We start from the raw sequence: 16640 nt of genomic DNA, 5'->3' as shown, positions 1-16640 counted from the left end.
GCCCGGAAGAACCGCGTACCGGGTGGCGACGGAGACCAGAGTACCGGGTCACCCCCTGGATCTCGCAAAAAGATTGGGGGTCCCCGTGGACGACCACTCTCCGTAAGATGCTCCGCGTGGTTCGCTACAGCGAACCACCGTTTTTTGGGGAAGCGATGGGGAGACGCAATGGACGCCGCACAGCAGGAAGCCACCGCAAGAGCGCGGGAACTGCAGCGGAACTGGTACGGGGAGCCGCTGGGGGCGCTCTTCCGTAAGCTCATAGACGATCTTGGTCTCAACCAGGCTCGTCTCGCGGGGGTGCTGGGACTGTCCGCACCGATGCTGTCGCAGCTGATGAGCGGTCAGCGGGCGAAGATCGGCAATCCTGCCGTGGTCCAGCGGGTGCAGTTGCTCCAGGACCTGGCGGGGCAGGTCGCGGACGGCAGCGTCAGCGCGGCCGAGGCCACCGACCGCATGGAGGAGATCAAGAAGTCGCAGGGGGGTTCGGTGCTCAGCAACACCACACACACGACCAGCAGTTCGGGAGCGCCCACGGTCAAGCGGGTGGTCCGCGAGATCCAGTCGCTGCTGCGCTCGGTGGCGGCCGCGGGAGACATCATCGAGGCGGCCGACACTCTCGCCCCCACGCACCCGGAACTGGCAGAGTTCCTCCGGGTGTACGGCGCGGGCCGCACTTCCGACGCGGTCACGCACTACCAGTCCCACCAGAACTGAACCCGCGGCCCTGCCGCCGAAGGGGGTTCGGCAGCCGGGCCGACGGCCGAGGAGGAACGCGAGGGGGTCGCGTCCCTCGCCGGGTGGGACACGCGGGGGTGTGTCCCACACCGACGAGGACGCGAGAGGGGTCGTATCGCTCATCACGGGGGAAGCAGGGAGAAGCAAGGGGGTAATCGAAGGGGGAGGGGCGACGCACAGTCATGGGTGAGGTCTTCGCCGGCCGGTACGAACTGGCCGATCCGATCGGGCGCGGAGGAGTGGGCGCCGTCTGGCGTGCCTGGGACCACCGCCGGCGCCGGTACGTCGCCGCCAAAGTCCTCCAACAGCGCGACGCGCACGCCCTGTTGCGCTTCGTCCGCGAACAGGCGCTGCGGATCGACCACCCTCATGTGCTCGCACCCGCCAGCTGGGCCGCCGACGACGACCAGGTCCTGTTCACCATGGACCTGGTCGCCGGCGGTTCGCTGGTCCACCTCGTCAACGACTACGGTCCGCTGCCGCCCGCCTTCGTCTGCACCCTCCTGGACCAGCTCCTGGCCGGGCTTGCCGCGGTGCATGCGGAAGGCGTCGTCCACCGCGACGTCAAGCCCGCCAACGTGCTCCTCGAAGCCACCGGCACGGGTCGGCCCCGACTGCGCCTGTCCGACTTCGGCATCGCCATGCGCCTGGGCGAACCGCGCCTGACGGAGACCAACCTCGTGGTGGGAACGCCCGGTTACCTCGCGCCCGAGCAGATGATGGGCGCGGAACCGGACTTCCCCGCGGACCTGTTCGCCGTGGGGCTGACCGCGCTGTACCTCCTGGAGGGCGCCAAACCCGACGCCAAGGCCCTCATCCAGTACTTCACCGCACACGGCACACCGAGTGCCCCCCAGGGCATCCCGGACCCTCTGTGGCAGGTCGTGGCCTCGCTCCTCCAGCCCGACCCGCACGCCCGCTTCCGCACGGCCACGGGCGCGCGCAAGGCACTCGCCTCCGCCGTGGAACTCCTTCCCGAACCAGTCCCCGACGACGAGATCATCGAGATCTTCGACCAACTCGGCCCTCTCCCCCCAGGCTTCGCCCGCACCGGCCCGCTCCAGCGGGCACCGGGGGTGGAGACGGGGTCGAGTTCGCGGGGGTGGCCGGCAGAGGGGGCTTCCCGCTCGGGACGAAGGGCTTCCCGCTCGGGAGGAGGAGCTTCCTCCTCGACAGGGGGGGAGTCGCCGGCGGAAGCCGGGGAGGACTGGCCGGCGGCAGGGGCTGTCGGGCGAATAGAGGAGCCCTGGGCCGGTGAGGGAGCTGCCGGGCCGCTGGAGAGAGCGGCTGAACTGGCGGAGAGGGCCGCAGAGTCGGCGGTCGGCGATGCCCGCAGTGTCCCGTCCGCTGCGGGGAGGGGTACGCCGTTCCGTCCCGCTGAAGGTTCGCCGTCCCACCCACAGGCCGGCGACATCCCTCTCGGTCCACAACCAGGGCAGCCCGCTTCCCCACGGGAAGACGCGCACTCGGGATCCGGATCGGGCGACGCTGCTCCGGCCGTGCGGCAGAGCAACGCCCCCATGGCCGCCCGCCCCGGCACGGATTCCTTCGCGCCCGGCCCAGGCGCGGGCTCCATGGCCGCCCAGGTCGACTCGGGTCAGATAGCCCCCGCCCCTGGCGCAGACGCCGTGCCTCCGCCCGAGGCGAGCGGCGCCACCCCGGTCGGCCAGGACGCGGAGTCTGTACCCTCCGACCTCCGTCAGGGCACCGGTTGGACATCGGCCCCGCGGGGCGCCATGCCGTCGCGCCCCGCTCCCGCTCCTGCCCCGCCTGCCGTACACCCGCAGTCGTCGGCTCCGACGCAACCGCCCGCCACCATGTCGGACACCGGCAGCTTCCACCTGCCGCCCCCGCAGGCCACCGGCACCACTCCGCCCTCCCAAGCACCCACTCCGCACAAGCCTCAAGGCCAACCACAGCCGCAGGCACACCCGAAGGCACGCCCGCAACCACACCCACACGCTCAACCACAGGCAACTCCCCCGGCGCCGGCGGCGTCCCTCCACGCCTCCCCCCACGACCCCACTCACGTCGTCTCCTCCCCGCAACCCCATGCCACCGCCCCCCACCACACCCCGTACGCCCCCGCCACAGCCCTGCACCAGCGCGCTGAACCCTCTACTGCTTCGTACACCGCTCAAGCCCCGCAGGTTCCACCTCCCGCGCAGGCAATTTCGCAGCCGCGCCATCGGGCAGCTCGCTCCGCACGCCGCGCCGGGCCGCCCGCCAAGGTGGCGATCCCGCTGCTGCTTCTCGCGCTGACCTGCTACGCCGTGGGTTTCTGGGCACTGACCCGAATCTGAGCGTCCTCGGCCCCGCACCGAGCCCTCACGCCGTCACGGCCCTCGTTGGTCGGCACCGAGGCCCTCTCCCCTCCCGGGACCCGCCGGGTCACCCGGTAGCGCCCTGCCCCGCCGCCTGCCTTGCGCCAGGCCAAGCCGATCCCCGCCGGTCCCCCGCTCCAGCCGCCCGCCCTCACCAGGCCCGGGCCCGCCCCCGCCTACGCCCGAGTCCCATCCACACCCCGAGCACCATCAGCACCGCGGTCCCGCCACCGATACCCCCCACCGCAACCACCTTCATCACGGTGTCCCCGCCTGCCGCAGCCGCTGTGTCCCCGACCTCCGAGGCCGCTGTCTCCCGCCCTTGGACCGTGGCATGGAAGACGTCCCGCGGCTGGGAGGGCCCGGCGTACACGGGACCGACCTGGGCGGTGTGTGCGACCCGCACCCGCAGGGTCAGGTCGAAGGGGCCGTCGCCGAACTCGTCGGCCATCTGTGCCGCGAGATGCACGACGAGGTAGTACGAACCAGCGAACCGCATGCCGCTGACATGGTCGGAGACGGCAAAGCGGTTGGCGTACGCGACCGGTGGCAGCGGTCTGAGCGCCGCCGACTTCTGGCTGCCGTCGTAGCCGGTCCCGTCGTCGTCGACGTGGCCTCGCACGGGGTTGTAGAGGGACAACGTCAGCGCACTCGGCACGAATCCTGCGTCGCTGCTCGCGCTGCCCAGTTCGACGGCGGCGTAGAGCTGCTGGCCCCAGTCCACGGGCACCTCGTAGAAGAGCGTCTGCCCAGGTCGGACGTCGTCGCTCCAGACGCCCTGTGCCACGGACGTCGCCGCGTCGAAGCCCGCACCGCCCTTTCGGGGCTCGGGTTCACCGCTGGGGGGCGCGGGCGAGGCGGAGTCCCACACCTCGGGCGCGCTCGTCGCACCGGCCTGCTCGAGTCGCGGCTCCAGCACGGGAGCGAGCTCCAGACCCCACCGCTCCAGAGAGAACGGGGAGGCACCCGTCGCCCTCTGGACGCGCTCGACGAGCACGTAGTACGTGCCGGCCTCCTTGCATACGGACCCGCCGCGCGAGGCCTCGCGCTCGCCGAGCGCCGTGACGGGGTGGGCGCTACGGCCGGCACCGACGCTGGCGGTGTCGACGGAGCAGGTGTGGCTGTCGGCGTCCTGGACCGTCACCTTGACGCCGTCGCCTGCGGAAACCTCCGTACCCGGGGGAGGGACGGCCGTGACGGAGACGTACATGTTCGACGTGGCGTCGAGTTCGAGGCGGTAGTACTGCTCGCCGGTGGCGGGGAGGGAGCTGCGGTACGTCGTACCGGGTTCCAGGCGTTCGGCGTCCGCGCTGCTCGTCTCGCCCGAGACCGACCGGGCGTCCTCGTCGAAGGCGTAAGAGCCCGGTGCCCCGGCCGCCCACGCCGGCGGACCGCTCAGCGCCGCCGCGACCCCCAGCATCACGCTCACGGCGGCCAATCGCACGACGGCTCCACGACCGCGCCGCGTCGCCGCCCGCCACCACGCCGTACGCCGCCCCATCACGCGCCACCCCTCGTCGTACACCGGACCGGGACGTGGCCCATCCTGCCCCGCCGCGCGGCGGGGCATCCGAACAATGCGCTCGAGCGTCCGAAACACCCGGCTCGCAACCCTCGCAACCCTCGCAACACAAAACCCCGACCGCGAGGCGGCCGGGGTCTGCTCAGAATCGCTTGTCGGTACTCAGGAACCCGTGGGCACGGAGTCAGTCGCCTCCGTCCACAGATCCTGCTCGGCGCGATCCGCCTGGATCTGGCGGTACACGAGGAGCCCGCCGATGGCGGCCAGTGCGACCAGGAGAAGCTTCTTCACCGCGCGACCTCGTCTTTCCTTGACGTAGGGGACTTCTGGCGCCCGACTATACACACCGACCGAGACCGATCGGTGACCTACGTCGGGCCCTCAACTCCCGTCCGGAACACCGCAATAGAAGCGGACCCGGACGCTCCGATCAGAGGGTGATCACATCCTCACGAAGGGTTATTTCGCCCCTTCTCCTCCTGTATCTCTCTTTTTCTACCCTCTTGCACCCATTCGAGTGGTGTTCATCTGAACATCGCCGCGCCACGGGCGTCGGTCCACCACTTCGCGGCCGCCATACACATGATGAGGAAAGTACGCAAATCGCCCAACCCGAAAGTGAGGGGCCATGGCCCGGAACAACAAGGTCATGAAGCTGTGGACCGCCATCGTCACCGCCTTCCTGGCACTGTGCACGACGCTCGGCCTGATCACGACGACGGCCGCCGCGGCCGTACCGCAGCCCGAGAAGACCCGCAACAGCACCGCACCCGCGACGACGCCGGCGACGCCCCTCTGGTCCTGGTCCTGCAGCAGGGCGCTGCCCCCCACGATGAAACAGCGCATCCGCGCCGAGGCGCACGGTAAGACCCCCAGCTGCCGCCACCGCCCGCCGGTGGACTCGGACACGGACGCCACCGCGGAAGCGGACGCGAGTGCGGAGTCGAACGCCGAGACCGGCCCGGACGCGGTCCCGGCAACCCCTCTCCGACGCTGACCGCACACTCCAACCCGGCACACTGACGTAACGGCGGACTTGCGTACGCCCAAGGAACACACCGAGCCCCGACCGCCCCGCGGTCGGGGCTCGACTGCTGGCCCCGCATGGGACCGCGCGCGCTGACAGATCTTGCGCACCAGTCGGGTCCCCGATACAACCATCTGGTGACAAGCGACTCCGGGCCGAAGGCACGGCTGACCAAGGACAAGGCCGGAGCCACCCTGGCCGCCACAACAGCTTTTCTCTTCGTCTCCGCGCCGGCGCAGGAAACGGCGACGCACCTGAACCTGACGTACGCCCACGTGACAGCCGCTCTCGTCAGCTTGGCCGCCGCAGGCCTCGCGTACCGGGTCGGGCTGGGCGCGATGAGGAAGCTGCCCTGATGCCCGACCTGACCCTGACGTCTGACCCGAACAGCAGAGATCCGGGTGCATGCCAAAGGCCCCCAACCATGACTGGTTGGGGGCCTTCGTGACTGTGGGGCTAACAGGATTTGAACCTGTGGCCTCATCCTTATCAGGGATGCGCTCTAACCAACTGAGCTATAGCCCCGCCGCGCTCTGCGGTGTGTGTCCCGCGCGCTGACCCCTGAAGATTAGCGCACGACGCGGGCAGTCCCAAAATCGGTATCCGGTGATCGTCAGCAGGCGTCGGACGGCACGCTCACTCGTCCTCCGCCAGCGTCAGCTCGACGCCACCGACGAAGCCCGCGGAGAGGTTGTAGATGAACGCGCCGAGGGTCGCGAGGGCGGTCGCCAGGACGACGTCGATGACCGCGATGATCGTCGTGAACGTCAGGACGTTCGGGAGCGACAGGAACGACTGGAGATCGAAGCCGTTCGACTCGTTCGAGCCGGTGGCCTCCGAGATCGTGCCGCCGACCGTCGAGAAGACACCCATGGCGTCCATGACCATCCACAGCACGGCGGCCGCGACGATCGTGCAGATGCCCAGCGCGATGGAGAGCAGGAAGCTGACCTTCATCACGGACCACGGGTCGGCCTTGGACACCCGCAGGCGGGCCTTGCGGGTGCGGGGCACGGTGCGCGCGCCGGTGCGGGGTCGGCGTACGGCACTTGCCGGGCCGGCCTGTGAGGCGTAGGCCTGCGGCGGGTGGTACGGCCCGGCGGGCTGCTGCGGCTGCCGCTCCCCGGGCAGCGGGGAGGTCGCCTCGGGCGGCGGCGTCGGCTGGGCCGACGGCTGCGGCTGAGGCTGGGCGCCCGGAGCGGCCGTGGCCTGGCCCGCGCCGGTGGCGGGCCGCTGGGCCTGCGGACCTCGGGTGTCCGTCACAGTTCCCCCCTGGGATCCATGCGTGTCGGGCGAGGGCGAAGGGGTCCCGGGGGACTTGATCGCCTGCAGATTGGTCGTGTGCGGGTCTGTCGTGCCCGCCCCCGTCGTGTGCGAGTCTGTCGCATTCGTGGCGGAGCCACGACCGCCGCTGTCCGTTTTCTTACCGGCAGAGTTACTACCGACCGAACCGGCGCCCGTGGCTCCGCTCACGATGACTCACTCCTCGTGCTACTCGGCCGAGGGCGCCTCGCCCTCGTCCGTGCCGATGTCCGCGGCAACCTCGGCGGTCTCGTCGACGGCCACGTCGCCGTCGACTTCCTCCGCCTCGCGCCCCGCCTCGGCGTTACGTGCGATACCGACCACGGCATCGCGCTTGCCCAGGTTGATCAGTTGGACGCCCATGGTGTCACGGCCCGTCTCCCTGACTCCGCTGACTCGCGTACGAATCACACCGCCCGAGAGCGTGATGGCGAGGATCTCGTCGGTCTCCTCGACCACCAGCGCACCGACGAGCGATCCACGATCCTCCACGATCTTGGCGGCCTTGATGCCGAGGCCGCCGCGACCCTGGACGCGGTACTCGTCGACGTTGGTCCGCTTCGCGTACCCGCCGTCCGTAGCAGTGAACACGAACGTACCGGGTCGAACAACATTCATCGAGAGCAGCTCGTCGCCCTCGCGGAAGCTCATGCCCTTGACGCCCGAGGTCGCACGCCCCATGGGACGCAGTGCGTCGTCCGTGGCGGTGAACCTGATCGACTGGGCCTTCTTGCTGATCAGAAGCAGATCGTTCTCGGCCGAAACGAGTTCGGCTCCGATCAGTTCGTCGTCCGAACCGGCCTCCGTCTCGCGGAGGTTGATCGCGATGACACCACCGGAACGCGGCGAATCGTAATCCTTCAGAGGCGTCTTCTTGACCAGGCCGCCCTTCGTGGCCAGCACCAGGTACGGCGCCACCTCGTAGGTACGGATCGCGAGGATCTCGGCGATCGCCTCATCCGGCTGGAAGGCCAGCAGATTGGCCACGTGCTGTCCACGCGCGTCACGCCCGGCGTCCGGAAGCTCGTACGCCTTCGCCCGGTAGACCCGGCCCTTGTTGGTGAAGAACAGCAGCCAGTGGTGCGTGGTGGACACGAAGAAGTGGTCGACGATGTCGTCTTCCTTGAGCTTCGCGCCGCGTACGCCCTTGCCGCCGCGCTTCTGGGCGCGGTAGTCGACGGTCTTGGTGCGCTTGACATAGCCGCCGCGCGTGACCGTGACGACGATGTCCTCCTCGGCGATCAGGTCCTCCATGGACATGTCGCCGTCGTAGGGCACCAGCATGGTCTTGCGGTCGTCGCCGAACTTCTCGACGATCGCGGCGAGTTCCGCGCTGACGATGCCGCGCTGGCGGACCGGGGAGGCGAGGATCGCGTTGTACTCGGTGATCTTCGCCAGGAGTTCGTCGTGCTCCTGGATGATCTTCTGGCGCTCCAGGGCGGCCAGTCGCCGCAGCTGCATCTCCAGGATGGCGTTCGCCTGGATCTCATCGATCTCCAGGAGCTCCATCAGGCCCGTGCGCGCGATCTCGACGGTGTCGCTGCGCCGGATCAGCGCGATGACCTCGTCGATGGCGTCCAGAGCCTTCAGCAGACCGCGCAGGATGTGCGCCCGCTCCTCGGCCTTGCGCAGCCGGAACTTCGTCCGCCGGACGATGACCTCGATCTGGTGCGTCACCCAGTGACGGATGAACGCGTCCAGCGAGAGCGTGCGCGGCACACCGTCGACCAGCGCCAGCATGTTGGCGCTGAAGTTCGACTGCAGTTCGGTGTGCTTGTAGAGGTTGTTCAGTACGACCTTGGCGACCGCGTCCCTCTTCAGGACGATGACCAGTCGCTGGCCGGTACGGGACGACGTCTCGTCGCGGACGTCCGCGATGCCGCCGACCTTGCCGTCCTTCACCAGGTCGGCGATCTTCTGCGCGAGGTTGTCGGGGTTGACCTGGAAGGGCAGCTCCGTGATCACCAGGCACTGGCGGTTCTGGATCTCCTCGACCTCGACGACCGCGCGCATGGTGATCGAGCCGCGGCCCGTGCGGTAGGCCTCCTCGATGCCCTTGCGGCCCACCACCAGGGCGCCGGTCGGGAAGTCGGGACCCTTGATGCGCTCGATCAGGGCGTCGAGCAGCTCCTCGTGCGTGGCCTCCGGGTTCTCCAGGCACCACTGGGCGCCGGCCGCGACCTCCCGCAGGTTGTGCGGCGGGATGTTGGTCGCCATGCCGACCGCGATCCCGGCCGAGCCGTTGATCAGCAGGTTCGGGAAGCGGGCCGGCAGGACGGTCGGCTCCTGGGAGCGGCCGTCGTAGTTGTCCGTGAAGTCGACGGTCTCCTCGTCGATGTCACGGACCATCTCCATCGACAGCGGCGCCAGCTTGCACTCGGTGTACCGCATGGCGGCCGCGGGGTCGTTGCCCGGAGAGCCGAAGTTGCCGTTGGAGTCCACCAGCGGCATCCGCATCGACCACGGCTGCGCCAGGCGAACCAGCGCGTCGTAGATCGAGGAGTCGCCGTGCGGGTGGTAGTTGCCCATGACGTCGCCGACGACACGGGCGCACTTGTAGAAGCCCTTCTCGGGCCGGTAGCCGCCGTCGTACATGGCGTACAGGACGCGGCGGTGGACGGGCTTGAGACCGTCCCGGACGTCGGGCAGCGCACGCGAGACGATGACGGACATCGCGTAGTCGAGATACGAGCGCTGCATCTCCGTCTCGAGCCCGACGGGCTCGACACGCTGGGCGATCTCGCCGCCCGCTACGGGTGTGAGGGGGGTGTTCTCGTCGGCCATTGCTGGTGAAGATCCTTCCTGATGCGGTCAGCTGAGACCGACTCAGATGTCGAGGAAGCGGACGTCCTTGGCGTTGCGCTGGATGAACTGGCGGCGCGCCTCCACGTCCTCGCCCATGAGGACCGAGAACAGGTCGTCGGCCTGGGCGGCGTCGTCGAGGGTGACCTGGCCGAGGACGCGGTGTTCCTGGTCCATCGTGGTGATGCGCAGCTCCTCGGCGTTCATCTCACCGAGACCCTTGAAGCGCTGCACCGAGTCGTCCCTGATGCGCTTGCCGTTCTGGCGGCCGAGCTCGATCAGGGCGTCGCGCTCGCGGTCGGAGTACGCGTACTCGAAGTCGTCCTTGCCCCACTTGATCTTGTAGAGCGGCGGACGCGACAGGAACACGTGCCCGGCCTCGACCAGCGGCCGCATGAAGCGGAACAGGAAGGTCAGCAGCAGGGTGTTGATGTGCTGACCGTCGACGTCGGCGTCCGCCATCAGGATGATCTTGTGATAGCGCAGCTTCTCGATGTCGAAGTCCTCGTGGACTCCGGTACCGAAGGCCGAGATCAGCGCCTGGATCTCCTGGTTCTGCAGGATCTTGTCGATCCTGGCCTTCTCCACGTTCAGGATCTTGCCGCGGATCGGGAGGATCGCCTGGTACTCCGGGTTGCGGCCGGACTTGGCCGAACCGCCGGCGGAGTCACCCTCGACGATGAAGATCTCGCACTTGATGGGGTCGTTCGACTGGCAGTCGGAGAGCTTGCCCGGCAGGGAGGCCGTTTCGAGGAGGCCCTTGCGCCGTGTGAGGTCGCGGGCCTTGCGGGCCGCCACGCGCGCGGTGGCCGCCTGGATGCCCTTGCGGACGATGTCCGCCGCCTCGTTCGGGTTGCGGTCCAGCCAGTCGTTCAGGTGTTCGTAGACCGCCTTCTGGACGAAGGTCTTGGCCTCCGTGTTGCCCAGCTTGGTCTTGGTCTGGCCCTCGAACTGCGGCTCGCTGAGCTTCACCGAGATGATCGCCGTCAGACCCTCGCGGATGTCGTCACCCGTGAGGTTGTCGTCCTTCTCGCGCAGCAGCTTCTTGTCGCGCGCGTACTTGTTGATCAGGTTGGTGAGCGCCGCGCGGAAGCCCTCTTCGTGCGTACCGCCCTCGTGCGTGTGGATGATGTTCGCGAAGGAGTAGACACCCTCGGTGTAACCGCTGTTCCACTGCATCGCGACTTCGAGGGAGAGGCTCTTGTCCTTGTCCTCGGCCTCGAGGTCGATCACCGTCGGGTGCACCGCCTCTCCCTTGCGGGAGTTGAGGTACTTCACGAAGTCGACGATGCCGCCCTCGTAGTGGTACGTGACGGTCTTGACCTCGGCGGTCTCGTCGGCGCCCGCCTCGTCCGCCCCGGAGGTGGCCTTCGCCGACTCGCGCTCGTCGGTGAGCTTGATCGTCAAGCCCTTGTTGAGGAACGCCATCTCCTGGAAACGCCGCGAGAGCGTCTCGAAGGAGTACTCGGTGGTCTCGAAGATGTCGCTGTCGGCCCAGAAGGTGACCGCCGTACCGGTCTCGTCCGTGGCCTCGTGCTTGACCAACGGCGCCGTGGGGACGCCCATCTTGTAGTCCTGCGTGTGACGGTACCCGTCGGTCTTGACCTCGACGGCGACCTTCGACGACAGGGCGTTCACCACGGAGACGCCCACGCCGTGCAGACCGCCGGAGACCGCGTAGCCGCCGCCGCCGAACTTGCCGCCCGCGTGCAGCACGGTCAGGACGACCTCGAGGGCCGGCTTGCCCTCCGAGGCGACGATGCCCACCGGGATGCCGCGGCCGTTGTCGACGACACGGACGCCGCCGTCGGCGAGGATCGTCACGTCGATGGTGTCCGCGTGGCCGGCCAGCGCCTCGTCGACCGAGTTGTCGACGACCTCGTACACGAGGTGGTGAAGTCCGCGCTCGCCGGTCGAGCCGATATACATACCGGGTCGCTTGCGGACCGCGTCCAGGCCCTCGAGGACGGTGATGGCACTGGCGTCGTACGCCGTGACCACTGCTGAGGCCTCGGCGCCTGTGGCCGGGGCCTCGGTGGACAGAATGTTCTCGTTGGGGTTGCCGGAATCGGCCACGAAGCGCCCTTTCTGGCACAGCACGAGCCGGGCTCGTCGGCGGGTTGCCGGAGCGGCTGCGGCATGTTGCGTTGGTAAGCCTTGTTCAGCGTTGCTCAGCTTTTCCCGGACGGTCCCCACGTTCGGGGCGGGATTAGCTTCCAGTCTACCGGTAGCGCCGACGGTGATGGGGGTTTGCCGGTACCTGAGTCCGCATGTGCCGCCCTCAACCGGTCTCCACCGGGTCCCCATATACGGAACGGGGCTCAAAGAGGCTCACGCAGGCACTCAGAGCTTCGGGCTGTCAACCCGTGGCTACTTGGGAGTCAGGTCGGGATTCGCAACCGCGTGCAGCGACGCGAAGGGATCACACGGGAGCTGCGGTTGTGAGGTCAATCACTCTTGGACCCCAGCCGCTCGCCGAGGGCACGGCAGGTCACCCGCGGGCGCGTGCGTCACCCGTAGGTGTCGCCCGGTCCCGTGCTGCCGGGCGCGCGCAGCGGGCCGTAGCGGCGCGGCGGACCACCGGGGCCCTGCACCTTGATCAGCTTCACCGCGCCCTGCCCCAGGTCCTCGTTCAGCCGCGCGACCAGCTGCGGGGCGAGCAGGCGCAGGTTCGTCGCCCACGCCGTGGAGTCGCAGCGGACGATCAGGACCCGCTCGTCCTCGTCGTACTTCTCCGGTTCACAGTGCTTCGCCAGGTCCTCGCCGACGATCTGCGGCCAGCGGCCCATCACCCCGCCGACCGCGGCCGGCGCCTCCCAGCCGCGCTCGGTGATCAGCCGGTTGATCGCCGCGCCCAGCGCCATGGGGTCGCGTCCATCGGCGCGAGCGCCGGAGCGCAGACCGCCGCGACGCGCCTGCTTCTTCTGCTGTACCGCGTCCCCACGCGCGCGTGCCTGCTCTTTCGCCGCGCGCAACGCCACGCGCGCGAGGTCGACGCCGGAGGGCTCGGGCTGCTTGCCGGGAGCCGGCCCGTCTTCGGTGCTCATGCGCGCTCCACCGTTCCGTCCGACACGGTGTACCGCGTCCCCGCCAGTACATGCGGTACGTCGTCGTCGACGGCGGCCGTCACCAGGACCTGCTCACCCGGCGCGACCAACTCGGCCAGGCGTTCGCGGCGACGGGTGTCCAACTCGGCGAACACGTCGTCCAGGACGAGCACGGGCTCGTTGCCCTCCGCCCTGAGAAGGTCGTACGACGCCAGCCGCAACGCCAGCGCGTACGACCACGACTCGCCGTGCGAGGCGTATCCCTTCGCGGGCAACTGGCCGAGCTTGAGCAGCAGTTCGTCCCGGTGCGGCCCCACGAGGGTCACCCCTCGCTCGATCTCCTGCTTGCGCGCCTCGGCCAGCGCGGCCATGAGCTGCTCGTAGAGGTCCTCGCGCGTGTGCGCCTCACCCGGCGCGGAGGGCTTGTACTCCAGGGCGACCGGGCCGCCGCCGGGGGCCAGCTGCTCGTACGCCTTGTCGGCGAGCGGCTGGATCGCCGCGATCAGGTCGAGGCGCTGGGCGAGCAGCTCGGCACCCACCCGCGCGAGATGCTGGTCCCAGACGTCGAGGGTGGACAGGTCCATGGAACGGCCGCCGTGCCGGCGGGCGAGCGCGGCCGACTTCAGCAGGGTGTTGCGCTGCCTGAGGACGCGTTCGTAGTCGGAACGAACGCCGGCCATACGCGGCGAGCGGGCCGTGATCAGCTCGTCGAGGAACCGGCGCCGCTCACCGGGATCGCCCTTGACCAGCGCCAGGTCCTCCGGCGCGAACAGCACAGTCCGGACGATCCCCAGCACGTCACGCGGCCTGACCTGCGAAGACCTGTTGATGCGGGCCCGGTTCGCCCGGCCGGGGTTCAGCTCCAGCTCGACCAGCTGCTGCCGCTCGCCCTGCTTGACCTGCGCCCGGATCACCGCGCGGTCGGCGCCCATGCGGACCAGGGGGGCGTCCGAGGAGACGCGGTGGCTGCCGAGGGTGGCGAGGTAGCCGACGGCCTCGACCAGGTTCGTCTTGCCCTGCCCGTTCGGGCCGACGAAGGCGGTGACGCCCGGGTCGAGCGGGACTTCGACCCGGGCGTACGAGCGGAAGTCGGCCAGCGACAGATGCGTGACGTGCATGGTCGTGCGCGACCTCCCCCAGCTCGTGGACCGCAGCTTCTGGACCGCGGTTCGTGGACCTTCCGGACCGCGGTGCGTGGACCGCGGCTGTGGACTGCCGTGCAGCCCTGTGGATTACTTCTTCTCGACCGCGTGGCCGCCGAACTGGTTCCGCAGCGCGGCGATCATCTTCATCTGCGGCGAGTCCTCCTGGCGCGACGCGAACCGCGCGAAGAGGGAGGCCGTGATCGCGGGCAGCGGCACGGCGTTGTCGATGGCGGCTTCCACAGTCCAGCGTCCCTCGCCGGAGTCCTGTGCAAAACCCTTCAGCCTGTCCAGGTGCTCGTCCTCGTCGAGGGCGTTCACCGCGAGGTCGAGGAGCCAGGAGCGGATGACCGTGCCCTCCTGCCAGGAGCGGAAGACCTCCCGGACGTCGGTCACGGAGTCGACCTTCTCCAGGAGCTCCCAGCCCTCGGCATAGGCCTGCATCATCGCGTACTCGATGCCGTTGTGGACCATCTTCGCGAAGTGGCCCGCACCGACCTTTCCGGCGTGCACCGAGCCCATGTCGCCCTCCGGCTTGAGGGCGTCGAAGATCGGCCGCACCTTGGCGACGTTCTCCGCGTCGCCGCCGTACATCAGCGCGTAGCCGTTCTCCAGGCCCCAGACGCCGCCGGAGACACCGCAGTCGACGAAACCTATGCCCTTGGCGGCCAGCTCCTCCGCGTGCTTCTCGTCATCCGTCCAGCGGGAGTTCCCGCCGTCCACGACGACGTCGCCGGGCTCCAGCAGCTCCGCGAGCTCGTCGACGGTCGACTGGGTCGCGGCACCGGCCGGGACCATCACCCAGACCGCTCGCGGGCCCTTGAGCTTGCCCACAAGCTCGGAGAGGCTGTGGACATCGGCGACGTCCGGGTTGCGGTCGTATCCGACGACGGTGTGGCCTGCGCGGCGAATCCGCTCGCGCATGTTGCCGCCCATCTTGCCGAGGCCGACGAGACCGAGCTCCATCAGTTGTTCCTTAGGTTTTTGCGACGTGGCGTGACGGCACTTGCGTACCGCGGCACTTTCGTACCTGCGTCCGAGCCTAAACCCGGACGCTCGCGCACATCTGTGGGCATACGCGCTCATACGCATACCCCGACCTGCGGTTTCTCTGACGGGCCCGGTCAGCCGCTGAGGCGCACCGGCATGATCAGGTACTTGTAGGCCTCGTCCGCCTCGGCGTCCAGGGCCGGCTTGCCGCTGAGCAGTGCCGGCTTCGTGGACGTCGTGAAGGACAGCTGGGCGACGGGGGAGTCGATGGCGCTCAGGCCGTCCAGCAGGAAGGTCGGGTTGAAGGCGATCGACACGTCGTCGCCTTCCAGCTGCGCGTCGACCCGCTCCACAGCCTGTGCGTCGTCGCTGGAACCGGCCTCCAGGATGAGCACGCCCTGCTCGAAGCTGAGCCGGACCGGTGTGTTGCGCTCGGCAACCAGGGCCACACGCTTGACGGCCTCCACGAAGGGGGCGGTCTCGATCACGGCGATGCTGTTGAACTCGGTCGGGAACAGCGAGCGGTACTTCGGGAGGTCGCCCTCCAGCAGACGCGTGGTCGTGCGACGGCCCGCGCCCTCGAAACCGATCAGGCCCTCGCCCGAGCCTCCGCCGGACAGCGCCAGGATGACGCTGTCGCCGCTTGTGAGGGCCTTGGCGGTGTCCAGGAGCGTCTTGGCGGGCACCAGGGCGACCGCGGACGCCTCGGGGTTCTCCGGCTTCCACAGGAACTCACGGACCGCGAAGCGGTAGCGGTCGGTGGACGCCAGCGTGACCGTGTCGCCCTCGATCTCGATGCGGACACCGGTGAGGACGGGCAGCGTGTCGTCTCGACCGGCGGCGATGGCGACCTGGGCGGCGGCCGCGGCGAAGACCTCACCGGGGACGGTGCCCGTGGCGTTCGGCATCTGCGGCAGGGCCGGGTACTCCTCCACAGGCAGTGTGTGGAGTGTGAACCGGGAGGAGCCGCAGACCACCGTGGCCCGTACACCGTCTGTGGAAATCTCCACCGGGCGGTTGGGCAGAGCCCGGCAGATGTCGGCGAGGAGGCGGCCGGAGACCAGCACCGTGCCCTCTTCCTCGACCTCCGTGTCCACGGACACCCGGGCCGACACCTCGTAGTCGAAGCTGGACAGGCTCAGCTGGCCGTTCTCGGCCTTCAGCAGAAGGCCGGCGAGGACAGGCGCCGGCGGACGGGCCGGGAGGCTGCGTGCCGCCCAGGCCACTGCCTCCGCGAGTACGTCGCGTTCCACCCGGATCTTCACTGTTGCCGCCTCCTGCTGTTGCCGGCGCTTCTCGGCCTGCCTGGCTTCGTCGTCTGTCTCGGTGTCGTCGGTCCCTGTGGCGGGAAGGACACCGGGAACAGTCTGACGCACGGCACTGACAGTAGGTGCCTCTCGGGGTCAAGTCGTGACGAGGGGCAGTCGGGAGCCGGACAGCGAGTTGTGCACAGGACCCACTTCGAAACGGATTCCCAGCTCTCTCTAGTTGGGAGTAGTAGTAGGGCCTGTGGATACCGTGGATAACCCCGTTTTCCCAGCTCAGGGCAGGAATTTTGTCCACTGCCCCTGTGGGTGACGGCGGTGGACAACCGGGCTCTTCTGTGGAGAACGGAAAGTTCTGCACACTCCATGCACAGCCTCGGGCTACTTCTCCCCAGCACCGTCCCCAGCTTTACCCCCGTTTCCCACAGCCCAACCCGGCACCTTCGTGTGACGCCTTTCACTCGACACGGTGAGGAGGCGC

Annotated in this window: 13 protein-coding genes and 1 tRNA gene; 4 read left to right on the top strand and 10 right to left on the bottom strand. The window is 69.0% G+C overall.

Going from position 1 to position 16640, the window contains the following annotated elements; genetic code table 11:
- Nucleotides 1–168 precede the first annotated feature (168 nt).
- Both ACWBNA_RS16785 and ACWBNA_RS16780 read left to right on the top strand, forming a co-directional pair.
- Entirely contained in the window at nucleotides 169–717 is a 549-nt protein-coding gene (locus ACWBNA_RS16785; RefSeq protein ID WP_482705131.1) for a helix-turn-helix domain-containing protein, read from the top strand.
- 203 nt (nucleotides 718–920) lie between these two features.
- A complete protein-coding gene (locus ACWBNA_RS16780) occupies nucleotides 921–3041 on the top strand; it encodes a serine/threonine-protein kinase (RefSeq protein WP_482705130.1) in 2121 nt (706 codons plus the stop codon).
- 172 nt (nucleotides 3042–3213) lie between these two features.
- Here ACWBNA_RS16780 and ACWBNA_RS16775 read toward each other — a convergent pair whose 3' ends face one another.
- A complete protein-coding gene (locus tag ACWBNA_RS16775; protein ID WP_482705129.1) occupies nucleotides 3214–4506 on the bottom strand; it encodes a hypothetical protein in 1293 nt (430 codons plus the stop codon).
- A 240-nt stretch (nucleotides 4507–4746) separates the two neighbouring features.
- Nucleotides 4747–4875: a DLW-39 family protein gene (locus ACWBNA_RS16770; protein WP_003999697.1), complete on the bottom strand. Its 129-nt coding sequence runs from the start codon at nucleotides 4873–4875 to the stop codon at nucleotides 4747–4749.
- Between the two features lie 337 nt (nucleotides 4876–5212).
- Between ACWBNA_RS16770 and ACWBNA_RS16765 the strand changes: the two genes are divergently transcribed.
- The gene (locus ACWBNA_RS16765) at nucleotides 5213–5581 is read left to right on the top strand and encodes a DUF6344 domain-containing protein (protein WP_482705128.1); all 369 of its coding nucleotides are present in this window, start codon (nucleotides 5213–5215) and stop codon (nucleotides 5579–5581) included.
- 167 nt (nucleotides 5582–5748) lie between these two features.
- Nucleotides 5749–5967 (top strand): hypothetical protein, encoded by a 219-nt coding sequence (locus ACWBNA_RS16760; protein ID WP_482705127.1) that lies wholly within the window; start codon nucleotides 5749–5751, stop codon nucleotides 5965–5967.
- 95 nt (nucleotides 5968–6062) lie between these two features.
- Here ACWBNA_RS16760 and ACWBNA_RS16755 read toward each other — a convergent pair.
- The 8 genes from ACWBNA_RS16755 to dnaN form a co-directional block, all read right to left on the bottom strand.
- Nucleotides 6063–6136, bottom strand: a tRNA-Ile gene (locus tag ACWBNA_RS16755).
- Between the two features lie 111 nt (nucleotides 6137–6247).
- Entirely contained in the window at nucleotides 6248–7084 is an 837-nt protein-coding gene (locus tag ACWBNA_RS16750) for a DUF3566 domain-containing protein (protein WP_482705126.1), read from the bottom strand.
- Between the two features lie 18 nt (nucleotides 7085–7102).
- On the bottom strand, nucleotides 7103–9697 hold the full coding sequence (gene gyrA, locus ACWBNA_RS16745; protein WP_482705125.1) for a DNA gyrase subunit A: 2595 nt from the start codon (nucleotides 9695–9697) through the stop codon (nucleotides 7103–7105).
- 42 nt (nucleotides 9698–9739) lie between these two features.
- Nucleotides 9740–11815, bottom strand: coding sequence for a DNA topoisomerase (ATP-hydrolyzing) subunit B (gene gyrB, locus ACWBNA_RS16740; RefSeq protein WP_482705124.1), 2076 nt, complete (start codon nucleotides 11813–11815; stop codon nucleotides 9740–9742).
- A gap of 410 nt (nucleotides 11816–12225) precedes the next feature.
- Nucleotides 12226–12762, bottom strand: coding sequence for a DciA family protein (locus tag ACWBNA_RS16735; protein ID WP_383862263.1), 537 nt, complete (start codon nucleotides 12760–12762; stop codon nucleotides 12226–12228).
- The gene (recF, locus tag ACWBNA_RS16730; protein ID WP_482705123.1) at nucleotides 12759–13880 is read right to left on the bottom strand and encodes a DNA replication/repair protein RecF; all 1122 of its coding nucleotides are present in this window, start codon (nucleotides 13878–13880) and stop codon (nucleotides 12759–12761) included. Before recF ends, ACWBNA_RS16735 begins: the two co-directional genes overlap by 4 nt.
- A gap of 114 nt (nucleotides 13881–13994) precedes the next feature.
- Nucleotides 13995–14870 carry a phosphogluconate dehydrogenase (NAD(+)-dependent, decarboxylating) gene (gnd, locus tag ACWBNA_RS16725; RefSeq protein ID WP_482705122.1) on the bottom strand — a complete coding sequence of 292 codons (876 nt, stop codon included), beginning with the start codon at nucleotides 14868–14870 and terminating at the stop codon, nucleotides 13995–13997.
- Between the two features lie 158 nt (nucleotides 14871–15028).
- A complete protein-coding gene (dnaN, locus tag ACWBNA_RS16720) occupies nucleotides 15029–16159 on the bottom strand; it encodes a DNA polymerase III subunit beta (RefSeq protein ID WP_482705156.1) in 1131 nt (376 codons plus the stop codon).
- Between the last annotated feature and the right edge of the window lie 481 nt (nucleotides 16160–16640).

This window comes from Streptomyces sp. Q2 (genome assembly GCF_056820935.1).
The sequence above is the reverse complement of the archived record's forward strand: the minus strand, read 5'-3'. Positions and strand labels throughout refer to the sequence as shown.